The organism is Pseudomonas sp. HR1, from assembly GCF_030175875.1.
In the GTDB taxonomy this organism is placed as follows: domain Bacteria; phylum Pseudomonadota; class Gammaproteobacteria; order Pseudomonadales; family Pseudomonadaceae; genus Chryseomonas; species Chryseomonas oryzihabitans.
The window spans coordinates 130,398-144,807 of record NZ_JASNRF010000004.1 but is presented as its reverse complement, the minus strand read 5'-3'; the positions used below and the strand labels follow the sequence as shown (position 1 = coordinate 144,807).

The 14,410-nt window shown below is 67.6% G+C and carries 15 protein-coding genes; 10 read left to right on the top strand and 5 right to left on the bottom strand.

Going from position 1 to position 14,410, the window contains the following annotated elements; translation table 11 throughout:
* Positions 1 to 18 precede the first annotated feature (18 nt).
* Positions 19 to 1,479, top strand: coding sequence for a GntT/GntP/DsdX family permease (locus tag QKY98_RS15965; RefSeq protein ID WP_027601498.1), 1,461 nt, complete (start codon positions 19 to 21; stop codon positions 1,477 to 1,479).
* A gap of 15 nt (positions 1,480 to 1,494) precedes the next feature.
* Positions 1,495 to 2,274: a 2-oxo-tetronate isomerase gene (gene otnI / locus QKY98_RS15960; RefSeq protein ID WP_284671234.1), complete on the top strand. Its 780-nt coding sequence runs from the start codon at positions 1,495 to 1,497 to the stop codon at positions 2,272 to 2,274.
* A 266-nt stretch (positions 2,275 to 2,540) separates the two neighbouring features.
* On the opposite strand, the gene QKY98_RS15955 is transcribed toward otnI, so the two are convergent.
* Positions 2,541 to 3,092: a hypothetical protein gene (locus QKY98_RS15955; RefSeq protein WP_027601495.1), complete on the bottom strand. Its 552-nt coding sequence runs from the start codon at positions 3,090 to 3,092 to the stop codon at positions 2,541 to 2,543.
* A gap of 102 nt (positions 3,093 to 3,194) precedes the next feature.
* Between QKY98_RS15955 and xseA the strand changes: the two genes are divergently transcribed.
* Entirely contained in the window at positions 3,195 to 4,574 is a 1,380-nt protein-coding gene (gene xseA / locus QKY98_RS15950; RefSeq protein ID WP_284671233.1) for an exodeoxyribonuclease VII large subunit, read from the top strand.
* A 73-nt stretch (positions 4,575 to 4,647) separates the two neighbouring features.
* Complete coding sequence (locus QKY98_RS15945) at positions 4,648 to 5,685, top strand: purine-nucleoside phosphorylase (RefSeq protein ID WP_284671232.1); 1,038 nt, start codon at positions 4,648 to 4,650, stop codon at positions 5,683 to 5,685.
* Positions 5,686 to 5,688: 3 nt separating this feature from the next.
* On the opposite strand, the gene QKY98_RS15940 is transcribed toward QKY98_RS15945, so the two are convergent.
* Positions 5,689 to 5,868 carry a hypothetical protein gene (locus QKY98_RS15940; protein ID WP_027598327.1) on the bottom strand — a complete coding sequence of 60 codons (180 nt, stop codon included), beginning with the start codon at positions 5,866 to 5,868 and terminating at the stop codon, positions 5,689 to 5,691.
* Between the two features lie 160 nt (positions 5,869 to 6,028).
* Between QKY98_RS15940 and QKY98_RS15935 the strand changes: the two genes are divergently transcribed.
* From QKY98_RS15935 to QKY98_RS15925, 3 genes are all read left to right on the top strand, one after another.
* Positions 6,029 to 7,135, top strand: a complete 1,107-nt coding sequence (locus QKY98_RS15935; protein ID WP_284671231.1) for an L-dopachrome tautomerase-related protein — start codon at positions 6,029 to 6,031, stop codon at positions 7,133 to 7,135.
* A 76-nt stretch (positions 7,136 to 7,211) separates the two neighbouring features.
* Positions 7,212 to 8,033, top strand: a complete 822-nt coding sequence (locus tag QKY98_RS15930; protein WP_284671230.1) for a peptidoglycan DD-metalloendopeptidase family protein — start codon at positions 7,212 to 7,214, stop codon at positions 8,031 to 8,033.
* A gap of 98 nt (positions 8,034 to 8,131) precedes the next feature.
* Positions 8,132 to 8,338 (top strand): hypothetical protein, encoded by a 207-nt coding sequence (locus tag QKY98_RS15925; RefSeq protein WP_007163073.1) that lies wholly within the window; start codon positions 8,132 to 8,134, stop codon positions 8,336 to 8,338.
* Here the strand turns inward: QKY98_RS15925 and QKY98_RS15920 are convergent.
* Positions 8,335 to 8,898, bottom strand: a complete 564-nt coding sequence (locus QKY98_RS15920; RefSeq protein ID WP_284671229.1) for a DUF488 domain-containing protein — start codon at positions 8,896 to 8,898, stop codon at positions 8,335 to 8,337. The genes QKY98_RS15925 and QKY98_RS15920 overlap by 4 nt on opposite strands.
* 6 nt (positions 8,899 to 8,904) lie before the next feature.
* The gene (locus QKY98_RS15915) at positions 8,905 to 9,294 is read right to left on the bottom strand and encodes a DUF6491 family protein (RefSeq protein WP_042138562.1); all 390 of its coding nucleotides are present in this window, start codon (positions 9,292 to 9,294) and stop codon (positions 8,905 to 8,907) included.
* Between the two features lie 112 nt (positions 9,295 to 9,406).
* Between QKY98_RS15915 and QKY98_RS15910 the strand changes: the two genes are divergently transcribed.
* Both QKY98_RS15910 and QKY98_RS15905 read left to right on the top strand, forming a co-directional pair.
* Positions 9,407 to 10,687, top strand: coding sequence for a mechanosensitive ion channel family protein (locus tag QKY98_RS15910; protein ID WP_027598333.1), 1,281 nt, complete (start codon positions 9,407 to 9,409; stop codon positions 10,685 to 10,687).
* A 29-nt stretch (positions 10,688 to 10,716) separates the two neighbouring features.
* Entirely contained in the window at positions 10,717 to 11,385 is a 669-nt protein-coding gene (locus tag QKY98_RS15905; RefSeq protein ID WP_181126063.1) for a glutathione S-transferase family protein, read from the top strand.
* Positions 11,386 to 11,813: 428 nt separating this feature from the next.
* On the opposite strand, the gene QKY98_RS15900 is transcribed toward QKY98_RS15905, so the two are convergent.
* Positions 11,814 to 12,245, bottom strand: a complete 432-nt coding sequence (locus QKY98_RS15900; protein ID WP_284671228.1) for a DUF4174 domain-containing protein — start codon at positions 12,243 to 12,245, stop codon at positions 11,814 to 11,816.
* Between the two features lie 363 nt (positions 12,246 to 12,608).
* On the opposite strand from QKY98_RS15900, the gene leuA reads away from it, so the two are divergent.
* On the top strand, positions 12,609 to 14,279 hold the full coding sequence (leuA, locus tag QKY98_RS15895; protein WP_007162440.1) for a 2-isopropylmalate synthase: 1,671 nt from the start codon (positions 12,609 to 12,611) through the stop codon (positions 14,277 to 14,279).
* The last annotated feature ends 131 nt before the right edge of the window (positions 14,280 to 14,410 follow it).

Here is a 14,410-nt window from a genome sequence, read left to right as displayed (position 1 = left end):
CCGCCCGGAGTCCCGTTCATGAGTCCGTTGCTGCTGGTCCTCATCGCCGCGGCGGGCATCGCCCTGCTGCTGTTCCTGGTTCTCAAGTACAAATTCCAGCCCTTCGTGGCGCTGATGCTGGTGAGCATCCTGGTGGCCCTGGCCGCCGGGGTCGAGCCGTCCAAGCTGGTGGCGACCATCGAAGGCGGCATGGGCAAGATCCTCGGCCACATCGCCATCATCATCGCCCTGGGCGCCATGATCGGTCGCATCATCGAACTCTCCGGTGGCGCCGAGGCCCTGGCCAAGACGCTGATCGAGCGCTTCGGCAACCGACGCACGCCGCTGGCGCTGACCCTGGCCGGCTTCCTGGTCGGCATCCCGGTGTTCTTCGAGGTCGGTGTGATCGTGCTGATGCCGCTGGCCTATGGCATCGCCCGCACTGCGCGCAAGCCGCTGATCGTCTTCGCCCTGCCGATGTGCGCCACCATGCTCACCGTGCACGCCATGCTGCCGCCCCACCCGGGCGCCGTGGCCGCCGCCGGCCAGTTGGGCGCGGATCTCGGTCGGGTGCTGCTGTTCGGCCTGCCGATCACCGCCGTGCTGGCCCTGATCGGCTGGTGGGTGGCCGGGCGCATGACCCGTCGTCACTACCCCATGACCGACGATATCCGTAGCGACGTCTATGGTCCGCAGATCACCGACACCCACCTGCAGCAGTGGGGCCGCGGCCAGGACATGGCCCCCGGCCTGCCCAGCCTCGGCGCCGCCGCGGTCAAGGTCGACGAGACCCCGGCCGGCCTCGCCGCCGGTCTGCCGCCCGCCCCGGCGCCCGGCTTCGGTCTGGTAGTGACCCTGATCCTGCTGCCCATCGTGCTGATCCTCCTGGGTACCCTGGCCACCAGCTGGCTGCCCGCCGGCAACCTGCTGCGCGACATCCTCACCGTGGTCGGCGCGCCCCTGGTGGCCCTGCTGATCGACACCCTGCTGTGCGCCTATGTGCTGGGCTTCCGCCGCGGCTGGTCGCGCGAGCAGGTCTCGGACGTCATCGGCTCGGCGCTGCCCGGCGTAGCCATGGTCATCCTCATCGCCGGTGCCGGCGGCGTCTTCGGCAAGGTGCTGGTGGACACCGGCATCGGCGCGGTGGTCTCGGAACTGCTGCGCGCCACCGGCCTGCCGGTGCTGGCGCTGGGCTTCGTGCTGACCCTGCTGCTGCGCGCGGTCCAGGGCTCCACCACCGTGGCCCTGGTCACCACCGCCGGCATCCTCGGCCCGCTGATCGCCACCCTGGACCTCTCGGCCAACCACATGGCCCTGCTGTGCCTGGCCATGGGCGCCGGCGGCCTGGCCGTGTCGCACATCAACGACGCCGGCTACTGGATCTTCACCAAGCTGGTCGGCCTGAGCGTCGCCGACGGCTTGCGTACCTGGACCGTCCTGACCACCCTGCTGGGGTGCCTGGGCTTCGCCATCACCCTGCTGCTCTGGCCCTTCGTCTGATCTGGGAGACAAGCCATGCCCCGCTTCGCCGCCAACCTCAGCATGCTCTACCCCGAGCATGCCTTCCTCGACCGCTTCGCCGCCGCCGCGGCGGATGGTTTCCAGGCCGTGGAATACCTCTTTCCCTATGAGCACACCGCCGCCGAGATCAAGGCCCGGCTGGACTCCGCCGGCCTGACCCAGGTGCTGTTCAATGCCCCACCCGGTGACTGGGCCGCTGGCGAGCGCGGCCTGGCCGCCCTGCCCGGTCGCGAGGCCGAGTGCCGCGCCGGCATCGACCGCGCCCTGGACTACGCCGCCGTGCTGGGCAATCGCCTGGTGCACGTGATGGCTGGGCTGCTGCCCACCGGGGTCGACCGGGCCCGCGCCCGCGACACCTACCTGGGCAACCTGGCCCATGCCGCCGAGCAGGCGGCCAAGGCCGGGGTAACGATCCTCATCGAGCCGATCAACCCGCGCGACATGCCCGGCTATTTCCTCAATCGCCAGGACGACGCCCAGGCCATCCGCCAGGCCATAGGCGCTGACAATCTGAAGGTGCAATTCGACTGCTACCACTGCCAGATCGTCGAGGGCGATGTCAGCAAGACCTTCGAGCGCGACTTCGCCGGCATCGGCCACGTGCAGATCGCCGGCGTCCCTGACCGCCACGAACCGGACCTGGGCGAGCTGTACTATCCCTACCTGTTCGAACGCTTCGACGCCCTCGGCTACGACGGCTGGATCGGCTGCGAGTACCGCCCGCGCGGTGATACCTCGGCGGGGCTGGAGTGGTTGCGTAAGCTTAAGGCGTAGGTCGTGGCGTGGACAAAGACACAGCCTTGTCCACTGTCATACGGTGACGTCCAGTGGAAAACGCTGCGCGGTTTTCTACGCTACGGACAAACCCAGCGCAGCGCCGCCATGCGCTCCCCTGTCTTATCGCGGCCATGGCGGCCCGCCGATTCAGCCGCTCCTACGAGACATCGGTTTTTTGGTGATCGCGGCCATGGGCCGCTCCTACAGATGAATCTGAGCTTGTAGGAGCGGCCCATGGCCGCGATAAACCCCCGGGAAAATTCCTAAACCTCAACCACCGCCAACGGCTGCCCCAGCCTTCTCCGGAATTCCTCCAGGAAGGCCGGAGCGAAGGCCCGTGCCGGCCAGTGGTTGAAGATGAAGCCCAGATCGGAAAAGGCGCAGGGCTGGGGGAAATCGAAGCCGTTGATGTCGTCTTCGTGATCGCATTCCGGGCAGGCGAAGTTGTCGCTTTCTGCTGGCATCCACACCTCCAGGTGCTCGAACAGCGCTTCACCGATCTCGCGACGGCAGGCAGGGCAACGCGCCCGCCCCTCGAAGCCGTCCAGCGGGGTGAAGATGCAGCGCTCGGTGACGATCTCCAGACCGCCATCGGCATAGTCGCGCGGATCGTCCATGCCCGGCGCCAGGCGCAGCACCTCGGTCAGTCGCGGACCCGGCGCATGGCCCCGCCGGCCGCGGCTGGGCAGGCAGGGCGAGGCCTCGGCCCGGACCACGCCGCTGGCGGCGAGCCAGCCAAGGATCTCCACGGCGGTGCGCTCCACCCGTGGATGGCTGGAAATGCGGGGAGCGAGGATGGTCTGGCGCAGGGTCATGGAACGCGGGTCTCGAAGAATGGGGCGCGCAGCTTAATCCGCTGCTCGCCGCGCGCCCATAGCTGCTAAGGTGAGGCCGACGAAAGCCATAGAAAGCGCCCCATGTTCAAGGACCCCTTCGCCCGCCTCGGTCTCGACCGCGAGGTGCTCAGCGTCAGCCAGCTCAACAGCCGTGCCCGGGTGCTGCTGGAGGACGTCTTCGCCCAGGTCTGGGTCGAGGGCGAGATCTCCAACCTGGCCAAGCCGGCGTCCGGCCATCTCTATTTCACTCTCAAGGACGGCCAGGCCCAGGTGCGTTGCGCGCTGTTCCGCCAGCACGCCAGCCGGGTGCGCCAGGCGCTGCGCGACGGCCTGGCGGTCAAGGTGCGCGGCAAGGTCTCGCTGTTCGAGGGCCGCGGCGACTACCAGCTGATCCTCGACAGCGTCGAACCGGCCGGCGACGGCGCCCTGCGCCTGGCCTTCGAGGCACTCAAGGAGCGGCTGGCCGCCGAGGGCCTGTTCGCCGCCGAACGCAAGCGCCCGCTGCCCGCCCATCCGCAGCGCATCGGCATCGTCTCCTCGCCGACCGGCGCGGTGATCCGCGACATCGTCAGCGTCTTCAAGAGACGCGCGCCCCAGGTGGAGCTGACCCTGGTCCCCACCGCGGTGCAGGGCCGCGAGGCCACCGCCCAGATCGTCCGCGCCCTGCAACTGGCCGACCGCCAGGGCTTCGATGCGCTGATCCTGGCGCGCGGCGGCGGCTCCCTGGAAGACCTCTGGTGCTTCAACGAAGAACCCGTGGCCCGCGCCCTGGCCGCCTGCCAGACCCCGGTGGTGAGCGCCGTCGGCCACGAGACCGATGTCTCCATCGCCGACTTCGTCGCCGATGTCCGCGCCCCTACCCCGTCGGCGGCCGCGGAGTTGCTGGCGCCCCACAGCGCCGACCTGCGCCAGCGCCTGGACGGCCTGCATCGCCAGCTGCTCCTGCGCATGCGCGAGCGCCTGGCCCGCGAGCGCCTGCGTCTGGAAGCCTGCAGCCGCCGCCTGCGCCATCCCGGCGAACGACTGCGCCAGCAGGCCCAGCGGCTGGATGACCTGGACCTGCGCCTGCGCCGCGCCTATGTCATCGCCCAGAATCGCCGCCGCGATCGCCTGGCGCACCTGGACACCCGCCTGGCCGGCCAGCATCCCGGGCGCCAGCTGGCTCTGTTGCGCCAGCGCCTGGAGCAACTGGCCGAGCGGCTGCCCCGGGTCATGCAGCGCCAGTTGAAGGAGCGCCAGCAGCGCCTGACCGGCACCGTGCAGACGCTGCAGATCGTCAGCCCCCTGGCGACCCTGGGTCGCGGCTACAGCATCCTGCTCGACGAGCGGGGCCATGCCGTGCGGTCCGCCGCCGAGGTCGCCAATGGGCAAAAGCTCATTGCCCGCCTCGCCGAGGGCGAACTGGCGGTGCGGGTACTGGACAATCACCAAGAACCCACCACTCTGTCTCTGTTGGACTAATCGGTCCAACCCGGACCGATGGTGGCATGTATCTTGAACCCTCGGTCAGGATTTCCCCCTACCGAGGCCCTCCATGCATTCCCTTCTGCGCGCTTCCCTGTTTCCCCTCACCACCGCCCTGCTGGCCGGCGCGGCCCAGGCCGAGACCCCGCCCGCCGCGCCGCTGCAACCCAAGGTCATGCTCGTGGCGATGTTCGCCCCCGAGGCCCAGACCTGGATCGATCGCCTCAAGCTCACCCATAAGGTCGCCGTCGACGGGCTCTCCGCCGACTATCCGGATGTGCTCTGCAATGAGGCACGGGTGTGCCTGATGACCACTGGAATGGGGCACGCCAACGCCGCCGCCTCGACCCTAGCGCTGACCCTGTCGCCCAAGTTCGACCTCAAACAGACCTACTTCCTGATCGCTGGCATCGCCGGGATCAGTCCCAAGGAAGGCACCCTGGGCACCACCGCCTGGGCGCGCTACCTGGTGGACTTCGGTATCCAGTGGGAGCTCGATCCTCGCGACGTGCCCAAGGACTGGCCCACCGGCTACCTGGGCATCAACACCCGGGGGCCGGGCGAGAAACCGCCGCTGGACTACAAGACCGAGGTGTTCGAACTCAATGTGCGCCTGAGAGACAAGGCCTACGCCCTGTCCCGCCAGGCCGAGCTGATCGAGAGCGCGGAATCCAAGGCCTGGCGCCAACGCTACGACTACGCCCCGGCCAACCAGCCGCCGGTGGTGACCCGCTGCGACACCCTGGCCGGCGACACCTGGTATTCCGGCACCCGCCTCTCCGAACGCGCCGAGGAGTGGACCCGCCTGCTCACCAACGGCCAGGGCCGCTACTGCACCACCCAGCAGGAGGACAACGCCACCTACGAGGCCCTGCTGCGCGCCAGCCGTCTGGGCAAGGTGGACCTGCAACGCCTGGCGGTGGTCCGTGCCGGCTCGGACTTCGACCGTCCGGCCAAGGGCGCCTCCGAGGTCGACAACCTGCTCGACTACGCCAAGCAGGGCGGCTTCGCCCCGGCGCTGGAAAATCTCTATCGCACCGGCAATCCGCTGGTGCAGGAGATCGTCGAACACTGGGATGTCTGGCAGCAGGGCGTGCCGGCGAGCTGAGCCCTACTGGCGGGGCTGCTCCACGGTTCGCTCGGGTGACTGGGTAGCCGGATCGCTGCCCGGCGCGCTCTTTTGCACCACCTCGCTGCGCTGGGGTGGTGGCGTTTCCGGCGACTTGTCGCAACCGGCGAGCAGAGCGCCGAGGGTCAGCAGGGCCAGGCTGCTGGTGATGAGACGAGGCATGGTCTTCTCCCTGGGGGTTTGAAGGAGGACCCCGGGATTTCCACGGACGTTCCCGCCTGGGGCCAGGGCCGGCCGGCCGTCGGCCCCGGCGATCTTCCGGGCGGCTGGCGCAGTCGTACCTGCAGGACCGGCCCTTCCGGTCACCCATCAGGAATCCGCCATGCCCAGACCCGCCCTCTCCCGCCTCGCCCTGGCCACCCTGCTGACCGCCCTGCCCCTGGCACCGGTCGCCCTGGCCGCCGAATCCAGCGCAAAACTGGAAAAGGTCGCCAGCTTCGATCACCAGGTCACCGGCGTCACCGTCAGCGAGAGCGGACGGATCTTCGTCAACTTCCCCCGCTGGACCGAAGACAGCGAGGTCTCGGTCGCTGAACTCAAGCCCGATGGCAGCCTGGTGCCCTATCCGGACCCGGCCTGGAACGGCTGGCGCAATGCCAAGCGCGACGAGCTGACCCCGGGCAACCACTGGGTCTGCGTGCAATCCGTGGTGGCCGACGGTCGCGGCAGTCTCTGGGTGATCGATCCGGGCGCTCCGGCCCAGGCGCTGGTGGTGCCCGGCGCACCCAAGCTGGTCAGGATCGACCTGGCCAGCAACCAGGTGAGCAAGGTCTATGCGCTGGACGAAAGCGTGGCGCCTCAGGGCAGCTACCTCAACGACGTGAGATTCAGCCCGGACGGTCGCCACGCCTATATCACCGATTCCGGTGCCCGCGGCGCCCTGGTGGTTCTGGATCTGGAGAGCGGCAAGGCGCGGCGCGCCCTGGATGGCGATCCGAGCACCCAGGCCGAGAAGGGCGTCAAGGTCAAGGCCGATGGCGAGCCGCTGGTGCGTCCGGATGGCCGCGGCGTGGAATTCTCCGCCGACGGCATCGCCCTCTCCCCGGCAGGCGACTACCTCTACTGGCAGGCGGTCAAGGGCAATACCCTCTACCGCATCGCCACCGCGGCGCTGCAGGGCGACGACCTCGCCAGCCTGCCGGCCAAGGTGGAAAAGGTCGGCGAGAACGGTCCGGCCGATGGCCTGCTGATGGACCCGCAAGGGCGCCTCTATGTCAGCGCGGTGGAAGACCATGCGGTGAAGATCCGCGAGAACGGCCAGCTCACCACCCTGGTGCAGGACAAGAAACTGATCTGGCCGGACACCTTCGGTCGCGGACCGGATGGCACCGTCTATGTCACGGATTCGCGCATCCCCGAAATGAGCTTCTTCGATCCCAAGCAGAAGCCGGCCTTGGAAACCGTGCTCTACAAGATCGTGCCCAACTGACGAAGCGGGCTGCGGGCGCCTTGCCCTGCGGCCCTCGCCTGCTCCAGCATGGGCGTTTTCGCCGTTGGAAAACCCCATGTCCCGCCTGCTGCCCCTGCTCTGCTGCCTGTTCCTCGCCCTGCCCGCACATGCCGGTACCTACCTGCAACGCCTGCTGGACAAGCCCGTGCCGGGCGGCGTCGCCGTGGTGCCGATCCCCGGCGACGCGGCGCCGCGGGTGCGCTACCAGGGCAAGCCGGTGCTGGTGGTCAAGGACGGCAACGGCTGGGTGGCCATCGTCGGCATCCCCCTGGGCACCGCCGCGGGTCGCCAGCCGCTGGAGGTCCCCGGCGCAGCACCCCAGGCCTTCACGGTCGGCAACCGCCACTATGCCGAGCAGCGCATCACCCTGAAGAACCAGCGCCAGGTCACGCCCAACCCCGAGGATCTCAAGCGCTTCGAGCGCGAGCTGGCCGAACAGCAGGCCGCCTACCGGCTGTTCTCGCCGAACCAGCCCAGCAACCTGCTCCTCGACAAGCCGGTGGACGGCCCGCTCTCCAGTCCCTTCGGCCTGCGCCGCTTCTTCAATGGCCAGGAGCGCAATCCGCATTCCGGCCTGGACTTCGCGGTGCCCGCCGGCACGCCGGTCAAGGCGCCCGCGGCCGGCAAGGTGGTGCTGGTGGGCGACTACTTCTTCAACGGCAAGACGGTGTTCGTCGACCACGGCCAGGGGCTGATCAGCATGTTCTGCCATCTCTCCCGCGTCGACGTCCAGGTCGGCCAGGAGGTGCCCCGTGGCGGGGTGGTCGGTCGCGTCGGCAGCACCGGGCGCGCGACCGGCCCGCACCTGCACTGGAACGTCAGCCTCAATGACGTGCGCGTCGATCCGAGCATCTTCATCGGCGCCTTCAAGCCCTGAACAGTGGCAAACAATTGGTAGCAGTCGCAGGCATTGCCAGACAGCCGGCTTCGGCTTAAAAGGAACGCCCGCCTCCACCCCGACCCGGAATGACCGCCATGACCCCAAGACCCCGCTTCGGCAGCGCCCTCGGCAGCATCCTGCTGGTCGCCGCGGCCTGCTATCTGCTGGTGGGCTTTTCCCAGGGCTTCGTGCTGTCGGCCTGGTCCTGGCGCACCTGGGTGGTGTTCGCCGTCATGGTGACGCTCTATCCGGTCGGCCTGTTCGCCGGCTGGTGGAAGAAGCGCGAGCCGGTGGAGCGCTAGACACCTGGCCCCCAGCCGTGGCGGGCATAGGCCCGCTCCAGCCGTTCCTCGCGCGAACTGAAGAGATCGCCGTCCGCCAGACCGCTCGCGGCCAATAGCCGGTCTTCCAGCACGGCCTGGGATTCCAGCCGACCGTCCGCATGGATATGGGTCACTGCCAGGCCCCGCCGCACCAGGCAGGGCGCCACCAGCAGGCCACGATGACAGGTCAGGGGATCGCGCTCGGCGCAGAGCAGGGCGATGCGCCAGCGGGCCTGGCCCTGCTCCAGCCGCAGCAATCCCTGCTGGAACGGCGCGCTGGCGGCCAGGCGGTCATAGCGCAGCTGTCCGTCCTCGTAATGCGCCGGATCCGGGCTGCGCGCGCCCAGCTCCCGGCCCAGGAACACATAGGCGATCCCCGCCGCGGCCAGACCGTCGCGCAGGGCCTCGCGGCGATACTGGGGCACATGGCGGCTATAGGGTTGGGAGCGCACATCGGCCACCGCCGTCACCCCCTGCGCCTGCAGCAGCTCGACATAGCGCGCCAGCGGATGATTGGAATGACCGAGGGTCAGGATCATGGGATTTCAGCGCCAGGGATCGAGGCGATACAGCCCGCCGATGGGGCACTCCATACGGTTGCCCCGGGCATCGGTGGAGACGAGGACGTCACCCGGGCGCAGGCCGGCAGCCCGCGAGCGATAGCCGAGGCGATTGCCAGCGGCCAGATTGCGGCAGGGCACGGTGAAGTCCACCAGGTAGGCGCGGCCCAACCCGGTGCCCAGCGCCAGGTGCCGGGTGTCCAGGTAGTGCCAGCCGGACAGATCGAAGCCCAGGATGGTGTCCATGGCCGCGCCCTGCCGATAGCCGAGGTCGGCCAGGCGATCGTCCAGGGTCGGCGGTCCGAAGGGACGTCCGGCGCAACCGGCTAGCAGCAGCACGGCGACGAGGGTGAAAAAGGCAGGTAGAACGCGCATGGAATTTTTCCTGGAAGGGCTGAACCTTGGACCGAGCACAGGCGCCGAATACGGCATGCTGGGCGCAGCTTTGCTAACGTGGCGCCCGTAGTATCCCGTCAAGAGACCCCCTATGCCCACGGCCCTGACCAACCTGATCGACGACCTCGAAAAACACCCGCAACTGCTCACCCTGGTCGCCTGCCTCGGCCTGCTGCTGGCGGCCTGGGTGCTCAACTGGATCGTCAAGCGCATCCTGGTGCGCGGCTTCTATCGCCTGCTGCGCAGCACCTCCTTCGGTCAGGACCAGGAGCTCAATCACCACCGCGTCATCGGCCGGCTGGCCAACATCGTCCCGGCCCTGGTGCTGTCGATCGGCATCGAACTGGTGCCCGGGCGTCCCGAGGCCCTGGTCACCGTGGTGCAGAACGTCTGCAGCGCCTTCATCGTGCTGACCATCGCCCTGGCCCTGGGCAGCGCCCTGAACGTGGTCAACGTGCTCTATTCGCGGCGGCCCTCGGCACGGCTCAAGCCGATCAAGGGCTATGTCCAGGTCAGCAAGATCGTCATCTACGCCATCGCGGTCATCCTGATGATCGCCACCCTGATCGACCGCTCGCCGCTGATCCTGCTCTCCGGCCTCGGCGCCATGGCCGCGGTGCTGCTGCTGATCTTCCAGGACACCCTGCTCTCCCTGGTGGCCAGCGTGCAGATCTCCAGCAACGACATCATCCGCGTCGGCGACTGGATCGAGATGCCCCAGCTCAACGCCGACGGCGACGTCATCGACATCGCCCTGCACACGGTCAAGGTGCAGAACTTCGACAAGACCATCACCACCATCCCCACCAAGAGATTCATCACCGACTCCTTCCGCAACTACCGCGGCATGCAGGAAGCCGGTGGCCGACGGATCAAGCGCGCGCTCAACATCGACCAGAACAGCGTGCACTTCCTCAGCGACGCCGAGCGCGAGCACCTGCACCGCTTCAACCTGCTGGACGACTACCTCACCGCCAAGGAACAGGAACTGGCGGACTGGAATCGCAAGCTGGAAAAACGCGGCCAGGAGCCGGTCAACACCCGCCGGGTCACCAACCTGGGGACCTTTCGCGCCTATGTGGAACGCTATCTGCGCGCCCATCCCGGAGTGCACCAGGGCATGACCCTGCTGGTGCGCCAGATGCCGCTCTCCAGCGAGGGTCTGCCGGTGGAGATCTACTGCTTCACCAACACCACGGTGTGGGCGCAATATGAGGGCATCCAGGGGGACATCTTCGACCACCTGCTCTCCATCCTCCCGGAATTCGGCCTCCATGTGTTCCAGCACCCGAGCGGACGCGATTTCCGCATGCGGCTGGAGCCAACCGAGGCCATGACCTCCCTCGGCGAACCGGGCACCCCGGCGCCCTGACCCGCCCGCTCCAGGCCTAAGGAAAGACCATGATCGTCGTCCACCACCTGAACAACTCCCGCTCCCAGCGGGTGCTCTGGCTGCTCGAAGAGCTCGGTATCGAGTATCGGGTGCAACGCTACGAGCGAGCAGCTGGCGGCCTGTTCGCCCCGCCGGAGTTGCGCAAGGTGCATCCGCTGGGCAAGTCGCCGGTGATCGTCGACGGCGACCTGACCCTGGCCGAATCCGGCGCCATCGTCGACTACCTGGCGCGGCGCTACGGCCCGCAACTGCTGCCCGCCCAGGACAGCCCGGAGTTCGTGCGCTACACCTACTGGCTGCACTATGCCGAAGGCTCGGCCATGACCCCGCTGCTGCTCAAGCTGGTGTTCGACCGCATCGCCACCTCGCCCATGCCCTTCTTTGCCAAACCCATCGCCAAGGGCATCGCCGCCAAGGCCACGGCCAGCTTCATCCAGCCCCAGCTCGACCTGCACCTGGACTACCTGGAAAGCCAGCTGGGCGCAAGCGGCTGGTTCGTCGGCGATAGCTTCACCGCGGCCGACATCCAGCTCAGCTTCCCCCTGGAAGCCGCCGCCAGCCGCGCCGGCCTGGACAACGGCAAGCGCCCCAAGCTGGTGGACTTCCTCAAGCGCATCCATGCACGTCCGGCTTATCAACGGGCATTGGAGCAGGGTGGGCCCTACGTCTACGCCTGAAGGCTGGGACGCCTATATCCTCACGCAATAGGTTGGGTTGAAGTAGCCACATCGCTGAAGCCCAATCCAACCTGCGCTGCATCCGGCTGCCTCGACAGGCCCCCTCTCCCTCCGGGAGAGGGCTGGGGTGAGGGAAAACCCCAACCCCGTAGCGTGGAAAACCGCGCCAGCGTTTTCCACTGACGGCACGCCACCGTACTTATCGCGGCCATGGCGGTCCGCCGATGCGGCCGCTCCTACGGTCACATCGGAGCCTGTAGGAGCGGCCCATGGCCGCGATCAGCTCAGGCACTCAGCCCGCAATGTTTCCGGTGACTCGGCGCTCCCACGTGGACAAGGCTGCGCCGTTGTCCACCTACACGGCGTCCGGATGGCCTCGGAGAACCCCCTCTCCCCCTTGGGAGAGGGCTGGGGTGAGGGAGCTACGACTACCGCCGCATCGGCATCCGGTCGATAGTGCCGAACAGCGCCTTGAGCGACCAATCCTGCTGCTCCCGCACCTTGACCCCGCCGTCCTTGCCCACCAGATAGAGCGTTGCCGGCTGGCCGGCGCGGGCGTCCAGCGCCTTGAGCAGCGCCCGGGTCTGCTCCGGCCGCAGCGGCTCGTCGTTGCGGCTGCCGGCGTCACCTACCACCGTATAGAGCACCATTTCCCGCTCGACGAAGGCTTCGCGATTGGCCGGCTGCGCCAGTTCTTCGCGAAGCTTCGCGACCTGGGGATCCTTCGCCGTCGGCGACACCAGGATCAGCGGTCGCGTCTTCCAGCGTTCCGCCTCCAGGGGGTTGTCGGCGGCCTGGACCGCCGACGCCAAGCCGGCGATCAGGGTGGTCGCCAGCCCTGCCAGCACCAGAGTCTTCATGGACGCCTTCCTTCCGTTCGTTTGCAGGGAATCGTCCAGCATTGACCCCAACCCGACGCCAGGGATCACCCCGGCGATTTCGGGTTACACAAAAAACACAAACCCGCTCTTTTAGAAATCACCAATAACCAGCCTCATCCAGCAATAAATCATCAGAAAATCGCGCTGATCGAACATTACTGCCAATTTCAAAAAGAACATTGCGAGACCTGCCCTGGGCGGACTAACGTAAGCGCCATGCACAACGCCCATACCCTCATCCTCCTCCGGCAGCACCGCTGCCTGCGACTGGTCAGTCCACGACTGCGAAGCTCGACCGCGCTCGCTTCGTAAGTCCCGACCACGCCCAAGGAAAGAATCGCCATGACCATGCTCAAAGACCCCTCGCAGAAGTACCGTCCCTTCACGCCCGTCGCCCTGCCCGACCGCACCTGGCCGGACAAGGTCATCGACAAGGCGCCGATCTGGCTGTCCACCGACCTGCGCGACGGCAACCAGTCGCTGATCGAGCCGATGGACGCCGAGAAGAAGATGGCCTTCTTCAAGTGTCTGGTCGCCGTGGGTCTGAAGGAGATCGAGGTGGGCTTCCCCTCCGCCTCCCAGACCGACTTCGACTTCGTCCGCGAGCTGATCGAGGGCGGTCACATCCCCGACGACGTCACCATCCAGGTGCTGACCCAGGCCCGTGACGACCTCATCGAGCGCACCTTCGAATCGCTCAAGGGCGCCAAGCGCGCCATCGTCCACTACTACAACGCCTGCGCGCCGAGTTTCCGCCGCATCGTCTTCGGCCAGGACAAGGCCGGCGTCAAGGCCATCGCCGTGGCCGCCGGCCAGACCATCGTGCGCCTGGCCGCCGAGCGGCCGGAGACCCAGTGGGGCTTCGAGTACTCCCCCGAGGTGTTCAGCTCCACCGAGACCGACTTCGCCGTCGAGGTGTGCAACGCGGTGATCGCGGTGTTCGCGCCGACCCCCGCCAACAAGCTGATCCTCAACCTGCCGGCCACCATCGAGTGCGCCACGCCCAACAACTACGCCGACCAGATCGAATGGTTCGGTCGCCACATCGACCGCCGCGACAGCGTGCTGATCAGCGTCCACACCCATAACGACCGCGGCACCGGCGTCGCTGCCTCGGAACTGGCGGTGATGGCCGGCGCCGATCGCGTCGAAGGCTGCCTGTTCGGCAATGGCGAGCGCACCGGCAACGTCTGCCTGGTGACCTTGGCGCTCAACCTCTACACCCAGGGCGTCGACCCCGAGCTGGACTTCTCCGACATCGACGCCGTGCGCAAGACCGTCGAGGAGTGCAACCAGCTGCCGGTGCACCCGCGCCATCCCTATGTCGGCGATCTGGTCCACACCGCCTTCTCCGGTTCCCACCAGGACGCCATCCGCAAGGGCTTCGCCCAGCAGAAGCCGGACGCCCTCTGGGAAGTGCCCTACCTGCCCATCGACCCGGCCGACATCGGCCGCGACTACGAGGCGGTCATCCGCGTCAACAGCCAGTCGGGCAAGGGCGGTATCGCCTTCCTGCTGGAACAGGAATACGGCATCAGCCTGCCGCGCCGCATGCAGATCGAATTCAGCCAGGTGGTGCAGCGCGAAACCGATCGCCTGGGCCTGGAGATGACCGCGGCGCAGATCCACGCCCTGCTCGAACAGGAATACTTGCAGGCCAAGAGCCCCTACGCCCTGGTCAGCCACAAGCTGCGCGAGGAAGACGGCACCTCCACCGTCGACATCAAGGTCGCCGTCGAGGGTCGTACCGAGCACTGGCACGGCACCGCCAAGGGTCCGCTGGAAGCCCTGGTCGCCAGCCTGCCGCAGGCGGTGGAGATCATGGACTACCACGAGCACTCCATCGGCGCCGGCGCCAACGCCAAGGCCGCTTCCTACATCGAGGTCCGCCTGGAAGGTCAGCGTCCGCTGCATGGCATCGGCATCGACGAGAACATCACCACCGCCAGCTTCCGCGCCCTGCTCAGCGCCCTGAATCGCGCGGTGACCCAGGCCCAGGCCAAGGCCGCCTGAAACTGACATTCGTCAAACCAAAGGGAATACCTGTCGGTGTTCCCTTTTTTTATGGCGAATCAGCGGAGATACTCCCCGCTTCCTAGGGACCGTCTCGCCTGCCCGCTTCGGCCAGCCGGGCAGCTTGTCTG

What these genes read in the sequence shown, in the direction of transcription:
- QKY98_RS15920 (WP_284671229.1), bottom strand. Translation starts at nt 8,898, where the DNA reads ATGATCCTGACCCTCGGTCATTCCAATCATCCGCTGGCGCGCTATGTC.
- QKY98_RS15925 (WP_007163073.1), top strand. Translation starts at nt 8,132, where the DNA reads ATGACCCCAAGACCCCGCTTCGGCAGCGCCCTCGGCAGCATCCTGCTG.
- QKY98_RS15940 (WP_027598327.1), bottom strand. Translation starts at nt 5,868, where the DNA reads ATGCCTCGTCTCATCACCAGCAGCCTGGCCCTGCTGACCCTCGGCGCT.
- QKY98_RS15910 (WP_027598333.1), top strand. Translation starts at nt 9,407, where the DNA reads ATGCCCACGGCCCTGACCAACCTGATCGACGACCTCGAAAAACACCCG.
- QKY98_RS15945 (WP_284671232.1), top strand. Translation starts at nt 4,648, where the DNA reads ATGCATTCCCTTCTGCGCGCTTCCCTGTTTCCCCTCACCACCGCCCTG.
- QKY98_RS15915 (WP_042138562.1), bottom strand. Translation starts at nt 9,294, where the DNA reads ATGCGCGTTCTACCTGCCTTTTTCACCCTCGTCGCCGTGCTGCTGCTA.
- QKY98_RS15965 (WP_027601498.1), top strand. Translation starts at nt 19, where the DNA reads ATGAGTCCGTTGCTGCTGGTCCTCATCGCCGCGGCGGGCATCGCCCTG.
- QKY98_RS15900 (WP_284671228.1), bottom strand. Translation starts at nt 12,245, where the DNA reads ATGAAGACTCTGGTGCTGGCAGGGCTGGCGACCACCCTGATCGCCGGC.
- QKY98_RS15935 (WP_284671231.1), top strand. Translation starts at nt 6,029, where the DNA reads ATGCCCAGACCCGCCCTCTCCCGCCTCGCCCTGGCCACCCTGCTGACC.
- otnI (WP_284671234.1), top strand. Translation starts at nt 1,495, where the DNA reads ATGCCCCGCTTCGCCGCCAACCTCAGCATGCTCTACCCCGAGCATGCC.
- leuA (WP_007162440.1), top strand. Translation starts at nt 12,609, where the DNA reads ATGACCATGCTCAAAGACCCCTCGCAGAAGTACCGTCCCTTCACGCCC.
- QKY98_RS15930 (WP_284671230.1), top strand. Translation starts at nt 7,212, where the DNA reads ATGTCCCGCCTGCTGCCCCTGCTCTGCTGCCTGTTCCTCGCCCTGCCC.
- QKY98_RS15955 (WP_027601495.1), bottom strand. Translation starts at nt 3,092, where the DNA reads ATGACCCTGCGCCAGACCATCCTCGCTCCCCGCATTTCCAGCCATCCA.
- xseA (WP_284671233.1), top strand. Translation starts at nt 3,195, where the DNA reads ATGTTCAAGGACCCCTTCGCCCGCCTCGGTCTCGACCGCGAGGTGCTC.
- QKY98_RS15905 (WP_181126063.1), top strand. Translation starts at nt 10,717, where the DNA reads ATGATCGTCGTCCACCACCTGAACAACTCCCGCTCCCAGCGGGTGCTC.